Annotated in this window: 31 protein-coding genes; all 31 read left to right on the top strand. The window is 54.5% G+C overall.

Annotated features, from left to right (window positions below; translation table 11 throughout):
- Nucleotides 1-11 precede the first annotated feature (11 nt).
- The 31 genes from tuf (at nucleotide 12) to bfr (ending at nucleotide 17,326) form a co-directional block, all read left to right on the top strand.
- Nucleotides 12-1,205 carry an elongation factor Tu gene (gene tuf / locus ACYZTZ_RS24985; RefSeq protein ID WP_046047317.1) on the top strand — a complete coding sequence of 398 codons (1,194 nt, stop codon included), beginning with the start codon at nucleotides 12-14 and terminating at the stop codon, nucleotides 1,203-1,205.
- A gap of 141 nt (nucleotides 1,206-1,346) precedes the next feature.
- Nucleotides 1,347-1,658: a 30S ribosomal protein S10 gene (gene rpsJ / locus ACYZTZ_RS24980; protein WP_003186070.1), complete on the top strand. Its 312-nt coding sequence runs from the start codon at nucleotides 1,347-1,349 to the stop codon at nucleotides 1,656-1,658.
- A gap of 80 nt (nucleotides 1,659-1,738) precedes the next feature.
- Nucleotides 1,739-2,374: a 50S ribosomal protein L3 gene (rplC, locus tag ACYZTZ_RS24975; RefSeq protein WP_003186059.1), complete on the top strand. Its 636-nt coding sequence runs from the start codon at nucleotides 1,739-1,741 to the stop codon at nucleotides 2,372-2,374.
- Between the two features lie 12 nt (nucleotides 2,375-2,386).
- Nucleotides 2,387-2,989 carry a 50S ribosomal protein L4 gene (gene rplD, locus ACYZTZ_RS24970; RefSeq protein ID WP_046047318.1) on the top strand — a complete coding sequence of 201 codons (603 nt, stop codon included), beginning with the start codon at nucleotides 2,387-2,389 and terminating at the stop codon, nucleotides 2,987-2,989.
- Complete coding sequence (gene rplW, locus ACYZTZ_RS24965; protein ID WP_002555488.1) at nucleotides 2,986-3,285, top strand: 50S ribosomal protein L23; 300 nt, start codon at nucleotides 2,986-2,988, stop codon at nucleotides 3,283-3,285. Before rplD ends, rplW begins: the two co-directional genes overlap by 4 nt.
- Before the next feature lie 14 nt (nucleotides 3,286-3,299).
- Complete coding sequence (gene rplB, locus ACYZTZ_RS24960) at nucleotides 3,300-4,124, top strand: 50S ribosomal protein L2 (protein ID WP_003176423.1); 825 nt, start codon at nucleotides 3,300-3,302, stop codon at nucleotides 4,122-4,124.
- A gap of 16 nt (nucleotides 4,125-4,140) precedes the next feature.
- Entirely contained in the window at nucleotides 4,141-4,416 is a 276-nt protein-coding gene (gene rpsS / locus ACYZTZ_RS24955) for a 30S ribosomal protein S19 (protein ID WP_002555486.1), read from the top strand.
- Between the two features lie 11 nt (nucleotides 4,417-4,427).
- Nucleotides 4,428-4,760, top strand: a complete 333-nt coding sequence (gene rplV, locus ACYZTZ_RS24950) for a 50S ribosomal protein L22 (protein WP_003103908.1) — start codon at nucleotides 4,428-4,430, stop codon at nucleotides 4,758-4,760.
- A gap of 13 nt (nucleotides 4,761-4,773) precedes the next feature.
- Nucleotides 4,774-5,460 (top strand): 30S ribosomal protein S3, encoded by a 687-nt coding sequence (rpsC, locus tag ACYZTZ_RS24945; RefSeq protein WP_003176422.1) that lies wholly within the window; start codon nucleotides 4,774-4,776, stop codon nucleotides 5,458-5,460.
- A gap of 12 nt (nucleotides 5,461-5,472) precedes the next feature.
- Nucleotides 5,473-5,886: a 50S ribosomal protein L16 gene (rplP, locus tag ACYZTZ_RS24940; protein ID WP_008145497.1), complete on the top strand. Its 414-nt coding sequence runs from the start codon at nucleotides 5,473-5,475 to the stop codon at nucleotides 5,884-5,886.
- A complete protein-coding gene (gene rpmC / locus ACYZTZ_RS24935) occupies nucleotides 5,886-6,077 on the top strand; it encodes a 50S ribosomal protein L29 (protein WP_002555481.1) in 192 nt (63 codons plus the stop codon). The genes rplP and rpmC overlap by 1 nt, the downstream gene beginning before the upstream one ends.
- A gap of 2 nt (nucleotides 6,078-6,079) precedes the next feature.
- The gene (gene rpsQ, locus ACYZTZ_RS24930; RefSeq protein WP_003176419.1) at nucleotides 6,080-6,346 is read left to right on the top strand and encodes a 30S ribosomal protein S17; all 267 of its coding nucleotides are present in this window, start codon (nucleotides 6,080-6,082) and stop codon (nucleotides 6,344-6,346) included.
- 23 nt (nucleotides 6,347-6,369) lie between these two features.
- On the top strand, nucleotides 6,370-6,738 hold the full coding sequence (gene rplN, locus ACYZTZ_RS24925; RefSeq protein WP_002555479.1) for a 50S ribosomal protein L14: 369 nt from the start codon (nucleotides 6,370-6,372) through the stop codon (nucleotides 6,736-6,738).
- Between the two features lie 11 nt (nucleotides 6,739-6,749).
- Nucleotides 6,750-7,064, top strand: coding sequence for a 50S ribosomal protein L24 (rplX, locus tag ACYZTZ_RS24920; protein WP_008145498.1), 315 nt, complete (start codon nucleotides 6,750-6,752; stop codon nucleotides 7,062-7,064).
- A 20-nt stretch (nucleotides 7,065-7,084) separates the two neighbouring features.
- Nucleotides 7,085-7,624, top strand: coding sequence for a 50S ribosomal protein L5 (gene rplE, locus ACYZTZ_RS24915; protein ID WP_003176415.1), 540 nt, complete (start codon nucleotides 7,085-7,087; stop codon nucleotides 7,622-7,624).
- A 13-nt stretch (nucleotides 7,625-7,637) separates the two neighbouring features.
- Complete coding sequence (gene rpsN, locus ACYZTZ_RS24910) at nucleotides 7,638-7,943, top strand: 30S ribosomal protein S14 (protein ID WP_003176414.1); 306 nt, start codon at nucleotides 7,638-7,640, stop codon at nucleotides 7,941-7,943.
- 209 nt (nucleotides 7,944-8,152) lie between these two features.
- Complete coding sequence (gene rpsH, locus ACYZTZ_RS24905; protein ID WP_003186040.1) at nucleotides 8,153-8,545, top strand: 30S ribosomal protein S8; 393 nt, start codon at nucleotides 8,153-8,155, stop codon at nucleotides 8,543-8,545.
- Nucleotides 8,546-8,557: 12 nt separating this feature from the next.
- Nucleotides 8,558-9,091, top strand: coding sequence for a 50S ribosomal protein L6 (gene rplF, locus ACYZTZ_RS24900; protein WP_003176412.1), 534 nt, complete (start codon nucleotides 8,558-8,560; stop codon nucleotides 9,089-9,091).
- A 10-nt stretch (nucleotides 9,092-9,101) separates the two neighbouring features.
- Nucleotides 9,102-9,452 (top strand): 50S ribosomal protein L18, encoded by a 351-nt coding sequence (gene rplR / locus ACYZTZ_RS24895; RefSeq protein WP_003186037.1) that lies wholly within the window; start codon nucleotides 9,102-9,104, stop codon nucleotides 9,450-9,452.
- A gap of 3 nt (nucleotides 9,453-9,455) precedes the next feature.
- Nucleotides 9,456-9,956: a 30S ribosomal protein S5 gene (rpsE, locus tag ACYZTZ_RS24890; protein ID WP_007943782.1), complete on the top strand. Its 501-nt coding sequence runs from the start codon at nucleotides 9,456-9,458 to the stop codon at nucleotides 9,954-9,956.
- 2 nt (nucleotides 9,957-9,958) lie between these two features.
- Nucleotides 9,959-10,135 (top strand): 50S ribosomal protein L30, encoded by a 177-nt coding sequence (rpmD, locus tag ACYZTZ_RS24885; protein WP_003186033.1) that lies wholly within the window; start codon nucleotides 9,959-9,961, stop codon nucleotides 10,133-10,135.
- Nucleotides 10,136-10,138: 3 nt separating this feature from the next.
- Nucleotides 10,139-10,576: a 50S ribosomal protein L15 gene (gene rplO / locus ACYZTZ_RS24880; RefSeq protein ID WP_007896782.1), complete on the top strand. Its 438-nt coding sequence runs from the start codon at nucleotides 10,139-10,141 to the stop codon at nucleotides 10,574-10,576.
- Nucleotides 10,577-11,905, top strand: a complete 1,329-nt coding sequence (secY, locus tag ACYZTZ_RS24875) for a preprotein translocase subunit SecY (RefSeq protein WP_003228718.1) — start codon at nucleotides 10,577-10,579, stop codon at nucleotides 11,903-11,905.
- 27 nt (nucleotides 11,906-11,932) lie between these two features.
- Nucleotides 11,933-12,049: a 50S ribosomal protein L36 gene (rpmJ, locus tag ACYZTZ_RS24870; RefSeq protein ID WP_002555468.1), complete on the top strand. Its 117-nt coding sequence runs from the start codon at nucleotides 11,933-11,935 to the stop codon at nucleotides 12,047-12,049.
- Nucleotides 12,050-12,179: 130 nt separating this feature from the next.
- Nucleotides 12,180-12,536 carry a 30S ribosomal protein S13 gene (gene rpsM, locus ACYZTZ_RS24865; protein WP_003186020.1) on the top strand — a complete coding sequence of 119 codons (357 nt, stop codon included), beginning with the start codon at nucleotides 12,180-12,182 and terminating at the stop codon, nucleotides 12,534-12,536.
- A gap of 30 nt (nucleotides 12,537-12,566) precedes the next feature.
- Nucleotides 12,567-12,956: a 30S ribosomal protein S11 gene (gene rpsK, locus ACYZTZ_RS24860; RefSeq protein ID WP_002555466.1), complete on the top strand. Its 390-nt coding sequence runs from the start codon at nucleotides 12,567-12,569 to the stop codon at nucleotides 12,954-12,956.
- Nucleotides 12,957-12,974: 18 nt separating this feature from the next.
- Nucleotides 12,975-13,595, top strand: coding sequence for a 30S ribosomal protein S4 (rpsD, locus tag ACYZTZ_RS24855; RefSeq protein ID WP_003210056.1), 621 nt, complete (start codon nucleotides 12,975-12,977; stop codon nucleotides 13,593-13,595).
- Between the two features lie 22 nt (nucleotides 13,596-13,617).
- Entirely contained in the window at nucleotides 13,618-14,619 is a 1,002-nt protein-coding gene (locus ACYZTZ_RS24850) for a DNA-directed RNA polymerase subunit alpha (RefSeq protein WP_003186012.1), read from the top strand.
- 42 nt (nucleotides 14,620-14,661) lie between these two features.
- Nucleotides 14,662-15,048 carry a 50S ribosomal protein L17 gene (rplQ, locus tag ACYZTZ_RS24845; RefSeq protein WP_008145500.1) on the top strand — a complete coding sequence of 129 codons (387 nt, stop codon included), beginning with the start codon at nucleotides 14,662-14,664 and terminating at the stop codon, nucleotides 15,046-15,048.
- 209 nt (nucleotides 15,049-15,257) lie between these two features.
- A complete protein-coding gene (locus ACYZTZ_RS24840; protein WP_462000003.1) occupies nucleotides 15,258-16,712 on the top strand; it encodes a catalase in 1,455 nt (484 codons plus the stop codon).
- A gap of 149 nt (nucleotides 16,713-16,861) precedes the next feature.
- Nucleotides 16,862-17,326 (top strand): bacterioferritin, encoded by a 465-nt coding sequence (bfr, locus tag ACYZTZ_RS24835; RefSeq protein ID WP_462000002.1) that lies wholly within the window; start codon nucleotides 16,862-16,864, stop codon nucleotides 17,324-17,326.
- Nucleotides 17,327-17,347 lie beyond the last annotated feature (21 nt).

The following is a 17,347-nucleotide window of genomic DNA, read 5'->3' as shown; positions in this document are numbered from 1 at the left end:
AGTTAATTGTCGTGGCTAAAGAAAAATTTGACCGTACCCTCCCGCACGTCAACGTTGGCACCATCGGTCACGTCGACCACGGTAAAACCACGCTGACCGCTGCTCTGACTCGCGTCTGCTCCGAAATCTTCGGTTCGGCCGTTGTTGCTTTCGACAAAATCGACAGCGCTCCGGAAGAAAAGGCTCGTGGTATCACCATCAACACCGCACACGTTGAATACAACTCGCTGATCCGTCACTACGCTCACGTTGACTGCCCAGGTCACGCTGACTATGTGAAGAACATGATCACCGGTGCTGCTCAAATGGACGGCGCTATCCTGGTTTGCTCGGCCGCTGATGGTCCGATGCCACAAACCCGTGAGCACATCCTGCTGTCCCGTCAGGTTGGCGTTCCGTACATCGTTGTCTTCCTGAACAAGGCTGACATGGTTGACGACGCTGAGCTGCTGGAACTGGTTGAGATGGAAGTGCGCGATCTGCTGAGCACTTACGACTTCCCAGGTGACGACACTCCGATCATCATCGGTTCGGCTCTGATGGCTCTGAACGGCCAAGACGACAACGAAATGGGTACCACCGCTGTTAAGCGCCTGGTAGAAACTCTGGATAGCTACATTCCGGATCCAGTTCGTGTTATCGACAAGCCGTTCCTGATGCCAATCGAAGACGTATTCTCGATCTCCGGTCGCGGTACTGTTGTAACTGGCCGTATCGAGCGCGGTATCGTCAAGGTTCAGGATCCACTGGAAATCGTTGGTCTGCGTGACACTACCGTCACCACCTGCACCGGTGTTGAAATGTTCCGTAAGCTGCTCGACGAAGGTCGTGCTGGCGAGAACTGCGGCGTGCTGCTGCGCGGCACCAAGCGTGACGACGTTGAGCGTGGCCAGGTTCTGGTCAAGCCAGGTTCGGTTAAGCCGCACACTACCTTCGAAGCTGAAGTGTACGTGTTGAGCAAAGAAGAAGGCGGTCGCCACACTCCGTTCTTCAAAGGCTACCGTCCACAGTTCTACTTCCGGACCACTGACGTGACCGGTAACTGCGAACTGCCGGAAGGCGTTGAAATGGTAATGCCAGGCGACAACATCAAAATGGTTGTCACCCTGATCAAAACCATCGCAATGGAAGATGGTCTGCGTTTCGCTATTCGTGAAGGCGGTCGTACCGTCGGCGCTGGCGTCGTAGCCAAAATCATCGCTTAATAAGTGATGACTTGAAAAAGCCCCCGCCTAGCGGGGGCTTTTTTATTGGGTTGACACTGTAGTAGCCCGTCTATAGAATTGCGCCTCCTTTTAACGGGCGTATTGCGCTCGCTGGGAATAGCAGCCGGAGTCTGAAATCCAATGCAAAATCAGCAAATCCGTATCAGGTTGAAGGCTTTTGACCATCGCCTGATCGACCAATCCACCCAGGAAATCGTGGAAACCGCGAAACGTACTGGTGCTCAAGTGCGTGGTCCAATTCCACTGCCTACCCGTAAAGAGCGGTTCACCGTTCTGGTCTCCCCGCACGTCAACAAAGACGCGCGTGACCAGTATGAGATCCGTACTCATAAGCGCGTTCTGGACATCGTCCAGCCAACGGATAAAACCGTTGATGCTCTTATGAAGCTTGATCTTGCGGCCGGTGTGGAAGTGCAGATCAGCCTCGGCTAAGACTCGGTCTTAGTCGTGTAACGCTCTGAAATGGGCGGCCATAGCGGGTGAAAGCCCCGTACACTCATGAGGTTTACAACATGACTATTGGTGTAGTCGGTCGTAAATGCGGTATGACCCGTATTTTCACCGAAGAAGGTGTCTCCATTCCGGTCACGGTCATTGAGATCGAACCGAATCGCGTCACCCAGTTCAAAACTGAAGAGACCGATGGCTATCGTGCAGTGCAAGTCACTGTAGGCGAGCGTCGTGCTTCGCGTGTTACAGCTGCTCAAGCTGGCCACTTCGCTAAAGCGAACGTTGCCGCTGGTCGTACCGTAATGGAATTCCGTCTTGAAGAAGGCGAGTACCAGGCCGGCGATCTGATCAACGCTGAAATCTTCGCCGCTGGTCAACTGGTTGATGTAACCGGTCAGTCCAAAGGTAAAGGCTTCCAGGGTACGATCAAGCGTTGGAATTTCCGCGGGCAAGATAATACCCACGGTAACTCCGTATCCCACCGCGTTCCAGGCTCTATCGGCCAGTGCCAGACTCCTGGTCGTGTATTCAAGGGCAAAAAAATGTCCGGTCATATGGGCGCTGAGCGCGTGACCGTGCAGTCCCTCGAAGTAGTGCGCGTGGACGCTGAACGCAATCTGTTGTTGGTCAAGGGCGCTGTTCCTGGCGCTACTGGCGGCAACTTGGTTGTACGTCCAGCAGCCAAGGCTCGCGGTTAAGGGGAAGCTGACATGCAATTAAATGTAAATGACGCTCAAGCGATCGAAGTTTCCGAACTGACGTTTGGCGGCGAGTTCAACGAGACGCTGGTTCACCAAGCAGTCGTGGCCTACATGGCCGGCGGCCGTCAAGGTACCAAGCAGCAAAAGACCCGTTCCGACGTTCGTGGTGGCGGTAAGCGCCCATGGCGTCAGAAAGGTACTGGCCGTGCTCGTGCCGGTACTATCCGTAGCCCAATCTGGCGTGGCGGCGGTACCACTTTCGCAGCTCGTCCTCAGGATCACTCCCAGAAGCTGAACAAGAAGATGTATCGCGCAGCAATGCGTTCCATCCTTGCTGAGCTGGTGCGTACTGATCGTCTGGTTGTGGTTCAGGACTTCGCTGTTGATGCACCGAAGACCAAAGATCTGCTGAACAAACTGACCGGCATGGGCCTGACTGACGTCTTGATCGTGTCTGAAGTAGTTGATCAGAACCTGTACCTGGCTGCTCGTAACCTGCCACACGTTGATGTACGTGACGTGCAAGGTTCCGATCCGGTTAGTCTGATCGCATACGACAAGGTGTTGATCACCGTGTCGGCCGTGAAGAAATTCGAGGAGCTGCTGGGATGAACCAGGAACGCGTATTTAAAGTTCTGCTTGGCCCGCACGTTTCCGAGAAGGCTACGGTTCTGGCTGACAAGAAAGGCCAGTTCGTTTTCAAGGTTGCAACTGACGCAACCAAGCTGGAAATCAAGAAGGCCGTCGAAAGCCTGTTCAGCGTGAAAGTAGAGCGTGTTACTACCCTGAATGTTCTGGGTAAGAGCAAGCGCACTGCTCGCGGTCTGGGCAAGCGTAATGACTGGAAGAAGGCAGTTATCTCCCTTCAGCCAGGCCAAGATCTCGATTTCAGCAGCAGTGCTGAGTAAGGAAGGGGTGCATCATGGCAATCGTTAAATGCAAACCGACTTCCCCTGGCCGCCGTTTTGTGGTCAAGGTGGTCAACCAGGAGCTGCATAAAGGCGCTCCTCACGCACCGCTGCTCGAGAAAAAATCGAAGACTGGTGGTCGTAACAACAATGGTCGTATTACCACTCGTCACATCGGTGGTGGCCATAAGCAGCATTATCGTCTGGTCGATTTCCGTCGCAACGACAAAGATGGCATCTCTGCCACTGTCGAGCGTATTGAATACGATCCAAACCGTACTGCTCACATCGCTCTGCTGCTGTACGCAGATGGCGAGCGTCGCTACATCATCGCCCCTAAAGGCGTGAGTGCTGGCGACCAGCTGATCGCAGGTGCTCTGGCACCGATCAAGCCGGGCAACGCTCTGCAACTGCGTAACATTCCAGTTGGTAGCACCGTACACGGCATCGAATTGAAGCCAGGTAAAGGCGCGCAAATCGCTCGTTCCGCTGGTGCTTCGGCTCAGCTGATCGCTCGTGAAGGTGTCTACGTGACCCTGCGTCTGCGTTCTGGTGAGATGCGTAAAGTGCTGGCTGAATGCCGCGCGACCCTGGGTGAAGTCTCGAACTCCGAGCACAGCCTGCGTTCGCTGGGTAAAGCTGGTGCCAAACGCTGGCGTGGCGTTCGCCCAACCGTTCGTGGTGTTGCCATGAACCCGGTTGACCACCCACATGGTGGTGGTGAAGGTCGTACCTCTGGTGGTCGTCATCCGGTATCGCCATGGGGCTTCCCGACTAAGGGCGCGAAGACTCGTGGTAATAAGCGTACCGACAAAATGATCGTCCGTCGTCGCAAGTAAATAGAGGGATACGACAGTGCCACGTTCTCTGAAAAAAGGTCCTTTTATCGATCTTCACCTACTGAAGAAGATCGAAGTGGCGGCGGAAAAGAATGATCGCAAACCGGTGAAAACCTGGTCGCGTCGTTCGATGATCCTGCCACAAATGGTCGGTTTGACCATCGCAGTACACAACGGTCGTCAACACGTCCCAGTTCTCGTTAACGAAGACATGGTCGGCCACAAACTGGGCGAGTTCGCCGGTACCCGCACTTATCGTGGGCACGTGGCAGACAAGAAAGCCAAGCGTTAAGGGGTTAGGAAATGGAAGTAGCCGCTAAGTTGTCGGGCGCTCGAATCTCCGCCCAGAAAGCCCGCTTGGTCGCCGACCAGATCCGCGGGAAGAAGGTGGGCGAAGCGCTCAACTTGTTGGCTTTCAGCAGTAAGAAAGCCGCCGAGATCATGAAGAAAGTGCTGGAGTCGGCCGTAGCCAACGCCGAGCATAACGAAGGCGCAGACGTTGATGACCTTAAAGTCAGCACCGTTTTCGTCAACGAAGGGCGTTCGCTGAAGCGCATCATGCCACGTGCCAAAGGCCGTGCTGATCGCATCGTCAAGCGGTCTTGCCATATCACTGTCAAGGTTGCTGACAAGTAACGGAGTCGAAGAGATGGGTCAGAAAGTACATCCCATTGGCATTCGCCTGGGAATCGTCAAGGAGCACACCTCCGTCTGGTACGCAGACGGTCGGACTTATGCGGACTATTTGTTCGCTGATCTGAAGGTGCGCGAGTATCTCCAAGACAAACTAAAAAGCGCGTCCGTAAGCCGTATCGATATCCATCGTCCGGCTCAGACTGCACGTATCACCATCCACACCGCTCGTCCAGGTATCGTTATCGGGAAGAAAGGTGAAGATGTTGAGAAACTGCGTCAGGACCTGACCAAGCAAATGGGTGTGCCTGTGCACATCAATATCGAAGAGATCCGTAAGCCGGAGCTCGACGGTATGCTGGTTGCGCAGAGCGTAGCTCAGCAGCTGGAGCGTCGCGTAATGTTCCGTCGCGCTATGAAGCGCGCTGTTCAGAACGCCATGCGCATTGGTGCCAAAGGCATCAAAATCCAAGTGAGCGGTCGTCTCGGCGGTGCTGAAATCGCACGTACTGAATGGTATCGCGAAGGTCGTGTGCCACTGCACACCCTGCGTGCCGACATCGACTATGCCAACTACGAAGCTCACACCACTTACGGTGTGATCGGTGTAAAGGTTTGGATCTTCAAAGGCGAAGTAATTGGTGGTCGCCAAGAAGAACTGAAACCACAAGCACCAGCGCCTCGTAAAAAAGCTGCTAAGTAAGGGGTACGCCAAATGTTGCAACCAAAGCGTACGAAGTTCCGCAAGCAGATGACAGGCCACAACCGTGGTCTGGCACAGCGCGGTAGCAAAGTCAGCTTCGGCGAGTTCGCGCTGAAGTCTGTAGCTCGTGGTCGTCTCACCGCTCGTCAGATCGAGTCAGCGCGTCGTGCTCTGACCCGTCACGTTAAACGTGGCGGCAAGATCTGGATCCGTGTATTCCCGGACAAGCCTATTTCCAAAAAGCCACTCGAAGTTCGGATGGGTAAAGGTAAGGGTAGTGTGGAGTACTGGGTTGCCCAGATTCAGCCAGGCAAAGTCCTGTATGAAATCGAGGGTGTTACTGAAGAGCTGGCGCGTGAGGCTTTTGCCCTGGCTGCTGCAAAGCTGCCGCTCGCCACCGCCTTTGTTAAACGGACGGTGATGTGATGAAAGCGAATGAACTTCGTGAAAAATCCGCACAGCAGCTGAACGAGCAACTGCTCGGCCTGCTGCGCGACCAGTTCAATCTGCGTATGCAGAAAGCAACTGGCCAGTTGGGGCAGTCTCATCTGCTCTCGCAAGTTAAACGTGACATCGCTCGCGTGAAGACTGTGCTTAACCAGCAGGCAGGTAAGTAATCATGGCTGAAGCCGAAAAAACTGTCCGTACGCTGACTGGCCGTGTTGTCAGCGACAAGATGGACAAAACCATCACCGTTCTGATCGAGCGTCGCGTTAAGCACCCGATCTACGGTAAATACGTTAAGCGTTCGACTAAGCTGCACGCGCACGACGAAACCAATCAGTGCCACATCGGCGACAAAGTCACTATTCGTGAAACTCGTCCTTTGGCCAAGACCAAGTCTTGGGCGCTGGTTGATGTTCTCGAACGCGCTGTGGAAGTCTAAGGACTAGGGGTCGGAGAAATTATATGATTCAGACTCAATCCATGCTCGATGTGGCCGATAACAGCGGCGCTCGCCGTGTTATGTGCATCAAGGTGCTGGGTGGCTCCCATCGTCGTTACGCTGGTATCGGTGACATCATCAAAGTTACCGTGAAGGAAGCAATTCCTCGCGGTAAAGTGAAAAAAGGCCAAGTGATGACTGCTGTTGTAGTCCGCACTCGTCACGGCGTACGTCGTGCTGATGGCTCCATTATCCGCTTTGATGGCAACGCTGCTGTTCTTCTGAACAACAAGCAAGAGCCGATCGGCACCCGTATCTTTGGGCCAGTGACCCGTGAACTTCGTACTGAGAAGTTCATGAAGATCGTCTCGCTCGCCCCAGAAGTGCTGTAAGGAGATCCGACATGCAAAAGATTCGTCGTGACGACGAGATCATCGTGATCGCCGGCAAAGACAAAGGTAAGCGCGGTAAGGTGCTTAAGGTTCTCGCTAATAACCGTCTGGTTATTGGTGGTCTGAACCTGGTTAAGCGTCATACCAAGCCTAACCCGGCGTCGGGCGTACAAGGCGGTATCGTCGAAAAAGAAGCTCCACTGGACGCTTCTAACGTCGCCATTTTCAACGGCGAAACCAACAAGGCTGACCGCGTTGGTTTCAAAGTAGAAGACGGCAAGAAAATTCGTGTCTTCAAGTCGACCCAAAAAGCGGTTGATGCTTGAACACTGCTAGGTAGAAGACCATGGCACGACTAAAAGAGATTTACTGGAAGGAAATCGCACCGAAGCTTAAGGAAGAACTTAAGCTTTCGAACGTGATGGAAGTTCCACGCGTTACAAAAATCACCCTGAACATGGGTCTGGGCGAAGCGGTCGGTGACAAAAAAGTCATCGAGCACGCTGTTGCTGACCTGGAAAAGATCACCGGCCAGAAAGTCGTTGTGACCTACGCTCGGAAATCCATCGCTGGCTTTAAAGTCCGTGAAGGTTGGCCGATCGGCGTCAAAGTGACCCTGCGCCGTGAGCGTATGTACGAATTCCTGGATCGTCTGCTGTCGATCTCCCTGCCTCGGGTCCGCGACTTCCGCGGCCTGAATGCCAAGTCCTTCGATGGTCGTGGTAACTACAGCATGGGCGTTAAAGAGCAGATCATCTTCCCGGAAATCGACTACGACAAGATCGATGCTCTCCGCGGTCTGGACATTACCCTGACCACCACTGCCAAGAACGATGATGAAGGTCGCGCGCTGCTGCGTGCTTTCAAATTCCCGTTCCGCAACTGATTGGAGTAGGAAAATGGCCAAGATGAGCATGAAAAACCGCGAGCTGAAGCGTCAGCTCACGGTTGCCAAGTACGCCAAAAAGCGTGCAGCACTGAAAGCTATCATCGTTGATCTGAACGCAAGTCCAGAAGCGCGTTGGGAAGCTACAGTAGCTCTGCAGAAGCAGCCACGTGACGCAAGCGCCTCGCGCATGCGTAACCGCTGCCGCCTGACCGGTCGTCCACACGGCGTTTACCGCAAGTTCGGCCTCGGCCGTAACAAACTGCGTGAAGCTGCAATGCGTGGTGACGTACCTGGTCTGGTTAAAGCCAGCTGGTAAGCACTGTCAAAGTCTCGGTGTTCGGGATCGCAAGATCCTGACCACCGGTGACCTTGAACTTGAATCAAGCCCCTTTTGGGGCTTGATTCATTTGTGGGGTGTGTCTAGAATACCCGGCTCGCCTGAGCCCGTGCTTTTTCCGCATGGATGAGCTCGGCGACAAGTAGTAGCCGCAAGGCTAATTTTTTTGTATTAGGAGCGTCTAGCCCATGAGTATGCAGGACCCGTTAGCGGACATGCTAACTCGAATCCGTAATGCCCAGATGGCTGAAAAGTCCGTCGTAAGCATGCCATCTTCTACTTTGAAGGTAGCTGTTGCCAAAGTCCTGAAGGACGAAGGTTACATTGCGGGTTATCAGATCAGCAGCGAAATCAAGCCACTGCTGTCCATCGAGCTGAAGTACTTCGAAGGCCGTCCGGTTATCGAAGAAGTGAAGCGCGTTAGCCGTCCAGGCCTGCGTCAGTACAAGTCCGTCGATGATCTGCCAAAAGTTCGTGGCGGTCTCGGTGTGTCTATCGTCTCCACCAACAAAGGTGTGATGACGGATCGTGCTGCGCGCGCTGCCGGTGTCGGCGGCGAAGTTCTTTGCACTGTGTTCTAAGGGGGGATAAGCATGTCACGCGTCGCTAAGAACCCCGTTAAGCTGCCAGCCGGTGTCGAAGTCAAATTCGCAGGCCAACAGCTTTCGGTGAAGGGTGCCAAGGGCACTCTCGAACTGAACATCCATTCGTCCGTTGAGATCGTTGAAGAAGCTGGTGAGCTGCGTTTCGCTGCTCGCAATGGCGATCAACAAACTCGCGCAATGGCTGGTACCACTCGTGCGTTGGTAAACAACATGGTCCAAGGCGTAAGCCAAGGCTTCGAGCGCAAGCTCCAGCTGGTCGGTGTTGGTTACAAAGCGCAAGCAAAAGGCACAGTGCTGAACCTGGCTCTTGGCTTCTCGCACCCAGTGGATTATGAACTGCCGGAAGGCATCACCGCTGAGACTCCTAGCCAGACCGATATCCTGATCAAGGGCATCGATAAGCAGCTGGTAGGTCAAGTGGCCGCCGAGATCCGCGACTTCCGTCCACCAGAGCCGTACAAAGGCAAAGGTGTGCGCTACGCGGACGAAGTCGTCCGTCGTAAAGAAGCCAAGAAGAAGTAGGGCATAGCAAATGACCGACAAAAAAGTTACTCGACTGCGTCGCGCTCGCAAAGCACGCCTGAAAATGCACGAACTCGAAGTCGTGCGTCTCTGCGTGTTCCGCTCGTCGCAGCACATCTACGCCCAGGTCATTTCGGCCGACGGCAACAAAGTCCTGGCATCTGCCTCGACTTTGGATAAAGAACTGCGTGATGGCGCCACTGGCAACATCGACGCGGCCACTAAGGTTGGCCAGCTGGTCGCTACGCGTGCTAAAGCCGCTGGCGTCTCGCAGGTGGCTTTCGACCGCTCTGGCTTCAAGTATCACGGCCGCGTCAAGGCGCTGGCTGATGCTGCTCGTGAAGCTGGGCTGGAGTTCTAAGTTATGTCAAATAACGACCAAAAGCGCGACGAAGGCTACATCGAGAAGCTGGTTCAAGTTAACCGCGTAGCCAAAACCGTTAAAGGCGGCCGTATCTTCACTTTCACCGCGTTGACCGTGGTTGGTGATGGTAAAGGGCGTGTTGGCTTCGGCCGTGGCAAGTCGCGTGAAGTGCCTGCTGCGATCCAGAAGGCAATGGAAGCTGCTCGCCGCAACATGATCCAAGTTGACCTGAACGGCACCACTCTGCAGTACGCAATGAAGTCCGGTCACGGCGCTTCGAAGGTGTACATGCAGCCTGCTTCTGAAGGTACCGGTATCATCGCTGGCGGCGCTATGCGTGCTGTCCTCGAAGTTGCTGGCGTTCAGAACGTTCTGGCCAAGTGCTACGGCTCGACTAACCCGGTAAACGTGGTTCACGCCACTTTCAAAGGTTTGAAAGCTATGCAGTCTCCTGAATCCATTGCCGCCAAGCGTGGCAAAAGCGTCAAGGAGATCTTCTGATCATGGCTACCGTAAAAGTTACGCTGATCAAAAGCATGACCGGCCGCATCCCTAACCACAAATTGTGCGTTAAGGGTCTGGGTCTGCGTCGCATCGGTCACACTGTAGAAGTACTTGATACTCCCGAGAATCGCGGGATGATCAACAAGGCTTACTACATGCTGCGTGTCGAGGGTTAATCGATGAAACTCAATGATCTGAGTCCAGCGCCGGGTTCCCGTCGCGAAAAGCATCGTCCGGGCCGTGGTATCGGTAGTGGTTTGGGCAAGACCGGTGGCCGTGGCCACAAAGGTCAGTCCTCCCGCTCCGGTGGCACCATTGCTCCAGGCTTTGAAGGCGGTCAACAGCCGCTGCATCGTCGCCTGCCGAAGTTCGGTTTCGTTTCCCTGAAAGCCATGGACCGCGCAGAAGTGCGTCTGTCCGAGCTGGCTAAAGTGGAAGGCGACATCGTCACCGTGCAGTCCCTGAAAGATGCCAACGTGATCAACGTCAACGTTCAGCGTGTGAAAATCATGCTGTCCGGCGAAGTTACTCGCGCTGTCACCATCGGAAAGGGAATCGGCGCCACCAAAGGTGCGCGTGCGGCTATCGAAGCAGCTGGCGGCAAGTTCGAGGAATAAATGGCTAAGCAAGGTGCTCTCTCTGCGCTCGGCAAAGGCGGTATGTCTGAACTCTGGGCTCGTCTGCGTTTTCTGTTCCTGGCGATTATCGTCTACCGAATAGGCGCACACATCCCGGTTCCAGGTATCAACCCGGACCGACTCGCGGACCTGTTTCGACAGAATGAGGGGACCATTCTTAGCTTGTTCAACATGTTTTCCGGCGGCGCGCTGGAGCGGATGAGCATCTTTGCGCTGGGGATCATGCCGTACATTTCGGCATCGATCATCATGCAACTGATGACCGCCGTCAGCCCGCAGCTGGAGCAGTTGAAGAAGGAAGGTGAGGCTGGCCGTCGCAAGATAAGCCAGTACACCCGCTACGGCACTGTCGTCCTCGCTCTCGTTCAGGCAATTGGCATGTCCATTGGTCTGGCAGGGCAGGGCGTTGCGTTCACTGGTGACTTTGGCTTCCATTTCGTCGCGGTATCCACTTTTGTGGCTGGTGCGATGTTCATGATGTGGCTGGGTGAGCAGATTACTGAGCGTGGTGTTGGTAACGGTATCTCGATGTTGATTTTTTCGGGTATCGTCGCCGGTCTTCCGAGAGCGATCGGGCAGTCTTTCGAGTCTGCACGTCAGGGTGATATCAACATCTTCGCCCTGGTTGCCATCGGTTTGCTGGCAGTAGCGATTATCGGTTTCGTGGTGTTCATTGAGCGTGGTCAGCGTCGTATTGCTGTTCACTACGCCAAGCGTCAGCAGGGCCGCAAGGTCTTCGCTGCGCAGACTAGCCACTTGCCGCTGAAGGTGAACATGGCCGGCGTTATTCCGGCCATTTTCGCGAGCAGCATTTTGCTGTTCCCGGCTTCGTTGGGTGCCTGGTTCGGTCAGTCTGAAGGTATGGGCTGGTTGCAGGACATCTCGCAGTCGATCGCTCCTGGTCAGCCGTTGAATATTCTGCTGTTTAGTGCAGGGATTATTTTCTTCTGCTTCTTCTATACGGCGTTGATGTTCAATCCGAAAGACGTAGCGGAAAACCTGAAGAAGTCCGGTGCCTTTATTCCGGGCATCCGTCCAGGTGAGCAGTCTGCGCGCTACATTGATGGCGTTCTGACTCGCTTGACCATGTTCGGTGCTCTTTACATGACGGCCGTGTGCCTGCTGCCCCAGTTCCTGGTGGTTGCAGCAAACGTACCGTTCTACCTTGGCGGGACCTCGTTGCTGATCGTCGTCGTGGTTGTGATGGACTTCATGTCCCAAGTACAATCGCACCTCGTTTCGCACCAGTACGAATCCCTGATGAAGAAAGCCAACCTGAAGGGTTACGGCAGCGGCATGTTGCGCTGAGTACCCATAAGGTTCGAGGAGTTGGTGATGAAAGTTCGTGCATCGGTGAAAAAGCTGTGCCGTAACTGCAAGATTATTCGCCGCGAAGGTGTTGTTCGAGTAATTTGCAGCGCGGAACCGCGTCACAAACAGCGCCAAGGCTGAGTGTGATTGTGCTTCAAGCCCGGCAGCTAGTGCGCTGCCGGGTTGATTATTTGTTATTACAGCGATATTATCTCGCGCCCTATTTCTTGGCTTCCGGGGCGTAGGTAGCTGTCAATTGGAGTCCCACTGAATGGCCCGTATTGCAGGCGTTAACATTCCAGATAACAAGCATACTGTTATCTCGCTGACCTACATCTATGGTGTTGGTCGCACTACTGCACAGAAGATCTGTGCAGTGACTGGGGTAAACCCAGCCGCAAAGATCAAAGATCTGAGCGACGAGCAGATTGAACAGCTGCGTGGCGAAGTGGCGAAGTTCACCACTGAAGGTGACCTGCGTCGCGAAATCAACATGAAAATCAAGCGTTTGATGGACCTCGGTTGCTATCGCGGTCTGCGTCATCGTCGTGGTCTTCCAGTGCGCGGTCAGCGTACCAAGACTAACGCGCGTACCCGTAAAGGTCCGCGTAAGCCGATCCGCAAGTAATCGCCCCAGCGAATCGACAGGAAATTAATCATGGCTAAACCTGCTGCTCGTCCTCGTAAAAAAGTTAAAAAGACAGTGGTTGATGGCATCGCCCACATCCATGCATCTTTTAACAACACAATCGTGACCATCACCGACCGTCAAGGCAACGCTCTTTCCTGGGCTACCTCCGGTGGTTCGGGTTTCCGCGGTTCCCGCAAGTCCACCCCGTTTGCTGCTCAAGTAGCTGCTGAACGTGCTGGTCAAGCTGCGCTGGAATACGGCCTGAAAAACCTCGACGTTAACGTCAAAGGTCCAGGCCCAGGTCGTGAATCTGCAGTCCGCGCTTTGAACGGCTGTGGCTACAAGATCGCCAGCATCACCGACGTGACGCCAATCCCGCACAACGGGTGCCGTCCGCCGAAGAAGCGCCGCGTGTAATCCAGGAGATTGTAAAGAATGGCTCGTTACATTGGTCCAAAATGCAAACTCGCTCGTCGCGAAGGCACCGATCTCTTCTTGAAGAGCGGCGTGCGCGCGATCGAATCGAAGTGCAACATTGAAGCAGCACCTGGTATCCACGGCCAACGCCGCGGTCGCCAGTCCGATTACGGCACCCAACTGCGTGAAAAGCAGAAGGTCCGTCGTATCTACGGCGTTCTCGAGCGTCAATTCAGCGGCTACTACAAAGAAGCTGCTGGCAAGAAAGGTGCAACTGGCGAAAACCTGTTGCAACTGCTCGAATGCCGTCTGGACAACGTTGTATACCGTATGGGTTTTGGCTCTACTCGTGCCGAATCCCGTCAGCTGGTATCGCACAAATCCGTAAGCGTTAACGGTCAGACCGTAAACGTGCCGTCGTACCAGGTTCGTGCTGGTGACGTGGTCGCGATTCGCGAGAAAGCAAAGAACCAACTTCGCATTGTCCAAGCTCTCGATCTGTGTGCCCAACGTGGCCGCGTAGAATGGGTAGAAGTAGACACTGAGAAGAAGTCGGGCGTTTTCAAGAACGTTCCTGCTCGCAGTGATCTGTCCGCCGACATCAACGAAAGCCTGATTGTCGAGCTCTACTCCAAGTAAGGGCTAGAAAATAGGTGCATCCATGCAGATTTCGGTAAATGAGTTCCTGACACCCCGCCATATTGATGTGCAGGTTGTCAGTCCAACCCGCGCCAAGATCACTCTCGAGCCTCTCGAGCGTGGTTTCGGCCACACCCTGGGCAACGCGCTGCGCCGCATCCTGTTGTCCTCAATGCCCGGCTGCGCAGTAGTCGAGGCCGAGATTGACGGTGTGCTCCATGAGTACAGCGCCATCGAAGGTGTACAGGAAGACGTAATTGAAATCCTGTTGAACCTTAAAGGTCTGGCTATCAAGCTGCACGGCCGTGACGAAGTTACGCTGACCTTGTCGAAGAAGGGTTCGGGGGTGGTTACCGCTGCCGATATTCAGCTGGATCATGATGTCGAGATCGTTAATCCCGATCACGTAATCGCTAACCTGGCGTCTAACGGCGCCCTGAACATGAAGCTCACCGTAGCTCGTGGTCGTGGTTATGAACCGGCAGACTCGCGTCAGAGCGATGAAGACGAAAGCCGCAGCATCGGTCGCTTGCAGCTTGACTCTTCGTTCAGCCCGGTTCGCCGTATCGCATACGTGGTGGAAAACGCCCGTGTCGAGCAGCGTACTAACCTGGACAAGCTGGTTATTGATCTGGAAACCAACGGTACTCTGGATCCTGAAGAGGCAATTCGCCGCGCTGCAACCATTCTGCAACAGCAGTTGGCTGCGTTCGTCGACCTCAAAGGTGACAGTGAGCCAGTGGTTGTTGAGCAGGAAGACGAGATCGATCCGATCCTGCTTCGCCCGGTTGACGATCTGGAACTGACTGTACGTTCGGCTAACTGCCTTAAGGCGGAAAACATCTACTACATCGGTGACCTGATTCAGCGTACCGAAGTAGAGCTGTTGAAGACTCCGAACCTTGGCAAGAAATCCTTGACTGAAATCAAGGACGTTCTGGCCTCCCGCGGTCTGTCCCTCGGCATGCGCCTCGACAACTGGCCGCCTGCAAGTCTTAAGAAGGACGACAAGGCGACTGCCTGATCGTCGTAATCACCGAACGTTGTGTTTGGTAAGGAATGAACCATGCGTCATCGTAAAAGTGGTCGTCACCTGAGCCGCACTAGCTCGCACCGCAAGGCCATGTTTCAAAACATGGCAGTGTCGCTGTTCGAGCACGAGCTGATCAAAACTACACTGCCGAAAGCTAAAGAACTGCGTCGCGTTGCTGAGCCGCTGATCACTTTGGCCAAGACAGACAGCCTGGCTAACCGCCGTCTGGCTTTCGACCGTACTCGTTCGAAAGCTATCGTTGGTAAGCTCTTCAACGACCTGGGCAAGCGTTACGCTACCCGTGAGGGTGGCTACCTGCGCATCCTCAAGTGCGGTTTCCGCACTGGCGACAACGCGCCTATGGCGTACGTCGAGTTGGTTGATCGTCCTGCCGGCGGTGAAGCTGTATCCGCTGAGTAAGACGTCAGTCTGAAACGAAGAGCCGGGCCTAGTGCCCGGTTTTTTGTGCGCGCTCGAAAAGTATCGAAATGCCTAAGCGATAAAGCCTCATTAGTATTTATCTATCGATTCTCACAATTTAATGAATTTGATGGTGTCATGTTGATGGTCAATACTCCCTCTCAGCCGATTAGCCGGCAGTAGGAAAGACTGACAGAGGAAGACATCGCATGAGCCAAAATAAAACACTTACCACCGCCAGTGGCGCTCCTGTCGCTGATAACCAGAATTCCCGTTCCGCCGGCCCTCGTGGCCCGCTGCTGCTCGACGACTTTCACCTGATCGAGAAGCTTGCCCACTTCAACCGTGAAAACATCCCTGAGCGCCGTGTACACGCCAAAGGTTCGGGTGCTTACGGTACGTTCACCGTAACTCGGGACATCACCGAGTACACAAGCGCCAAACTGTTTGAGTCTGTCGGCAAGCAAACCCCAACCTTCCTGCGGTTTTCCACCGTTGGCGGTGAGCGTGGTTCGGCCGACACCGAGCGCGATCCACGTGGTTTCGCCCTGAAGTTCTACACCGAAGAAGGCAACTGGGACATCGTCGGTAACAACACGCCAGTGTTCTTCATCCGTGATCCTTTGAAATTCCCGGACTTTATTCACACCCAAAAACGTCTGCCGCAAAGCAACCTGAAAAGCGCACAAATGATGTGGGACTTCTGGTCGCACTCACCTGAGGCGCTGCACCAGGTCACCATTCTGTTCTCGGACCGTGGCATCCCCGATGGCTACCGTCACATGCACGGCTTCGGCAGCCACACCTACAGCCTGATTAACGCCAATGGCGAACGTCACTGGGTGAAATGGCACTACAAAACCAAGCAAGGGATTAAAAACCTGGCGCCAGCAGATGCAGCACGCCTGGCCGGTACCGATCCGGATTACGCACAGCGTGATCTGTTCGGCGCGATCGAGCGCGGTGATTTTCCGAAATGGCGCGTGTGCATCCAAATCATGACTGAGGCTCAGGCCGCAGCGCACTACGAGAACCCGTTTGACGTGACCAAAACCTGGTCGCAGAAAGAGTTTCCGCTGATCGAAGTGGGCGAATTGGAGCTTAACCGCAACCCGCAGAACTATTTTGCTGAAGTCGAGCAAGCGGCGTTCGGTCCGAGCAACATGGTCCCAGGTGTCGGTTTGTCGCCTGACCGCATGCTGCAGGGTCGAGTGTTCGCTTACGCCGATGCTCACCGCTACCGTATTGGCACCAACCACCAGCAACTGCCGGTGAACGCGCCTCGCAGCCCGGTGAACAGCTATCAGCGTGATGGTTCAATGGCGTTTGGCAGCAATGGCGGAGCGACACCTAACTACGAGCCGAACAGCTACGTCGAATCACCGAAGCAAGCACCTCGTTATGCAGAGCCGCCATTGGCGCTAGGTGGTTCGGCTGATCGCTACGATCACCGCGAGGATACCGACTACTACAGCCACGCCGGTGCGTTGTTCCGTTTGATGAGCGATGAGCAGAAAGCGCTGTTGGTCGGCAACATTGCCGGCGCAATGACCGGAGTTTCCAGCGATGTAGTTGACCGCCAATTGCAGCATTTCTACAAAGCTGATCCGGCGTACGGAGAAGCAATCGCAAAGCTGCTCAACGTACAGCTTAACGAAGTCTAAACGAGAAGCAGAACCGCCCTCATTTGGGCGGTTTTTGCGTTATTTAAACTACTTTTCTCAGAATATCTTCGCTTTTATCGCGCAAGCAGAGTGACCAAACAGTCTGCTTGGTTCAAACTACAGACTTTCAAGCAGGGAGATGTAGGGCGATGCAAGGCCACCCAGACGTAATCGATTACCTCAACACGTTGCTGACCGGCGAACTGGCGGCGCGTGATCAATATTTCATCCATTCGCGGATGTACGAGGACTGGGGTTTCACCGAGCTCTACGAACGTATCAACCACGAGATGGAAGAAGAGGCCGGGCACGCTGATGCCCTGATGCGCCGAATTCTGATGCTTGAAGGTACGCCGCGCATGCGTCCGGACGACCTTGATGTCGGCACTACCGTGCCGGACATGCTCGCCGCTGACCTGCGGCTGGAATACAAAGTCCGCGCCGCGCTCTGCAAGGGCATAAAGCTCTGCGAACAGCACAAGGACTATGTCAGCCGCGAGATTCTGCGCGTTCAATTGCATGACACCGAAGAAGATCACACCTACTGGCTCGAGAAACAGTTGGGTCTGATCAAGTTGATCGGTCTGGAGAATTACCTGCAATCGCAGTTCTGATTCCACCGGCTACAAAAAAGC

It is taken from the genome of Pseudomonas sp. LB3P58, assembly GCF_054897895.1.
The sequence above is the reverse complement of the archived record's forward strand: the minus strand, read 5'-3'. Positions and strand labels throughout refer to the sequence as shown.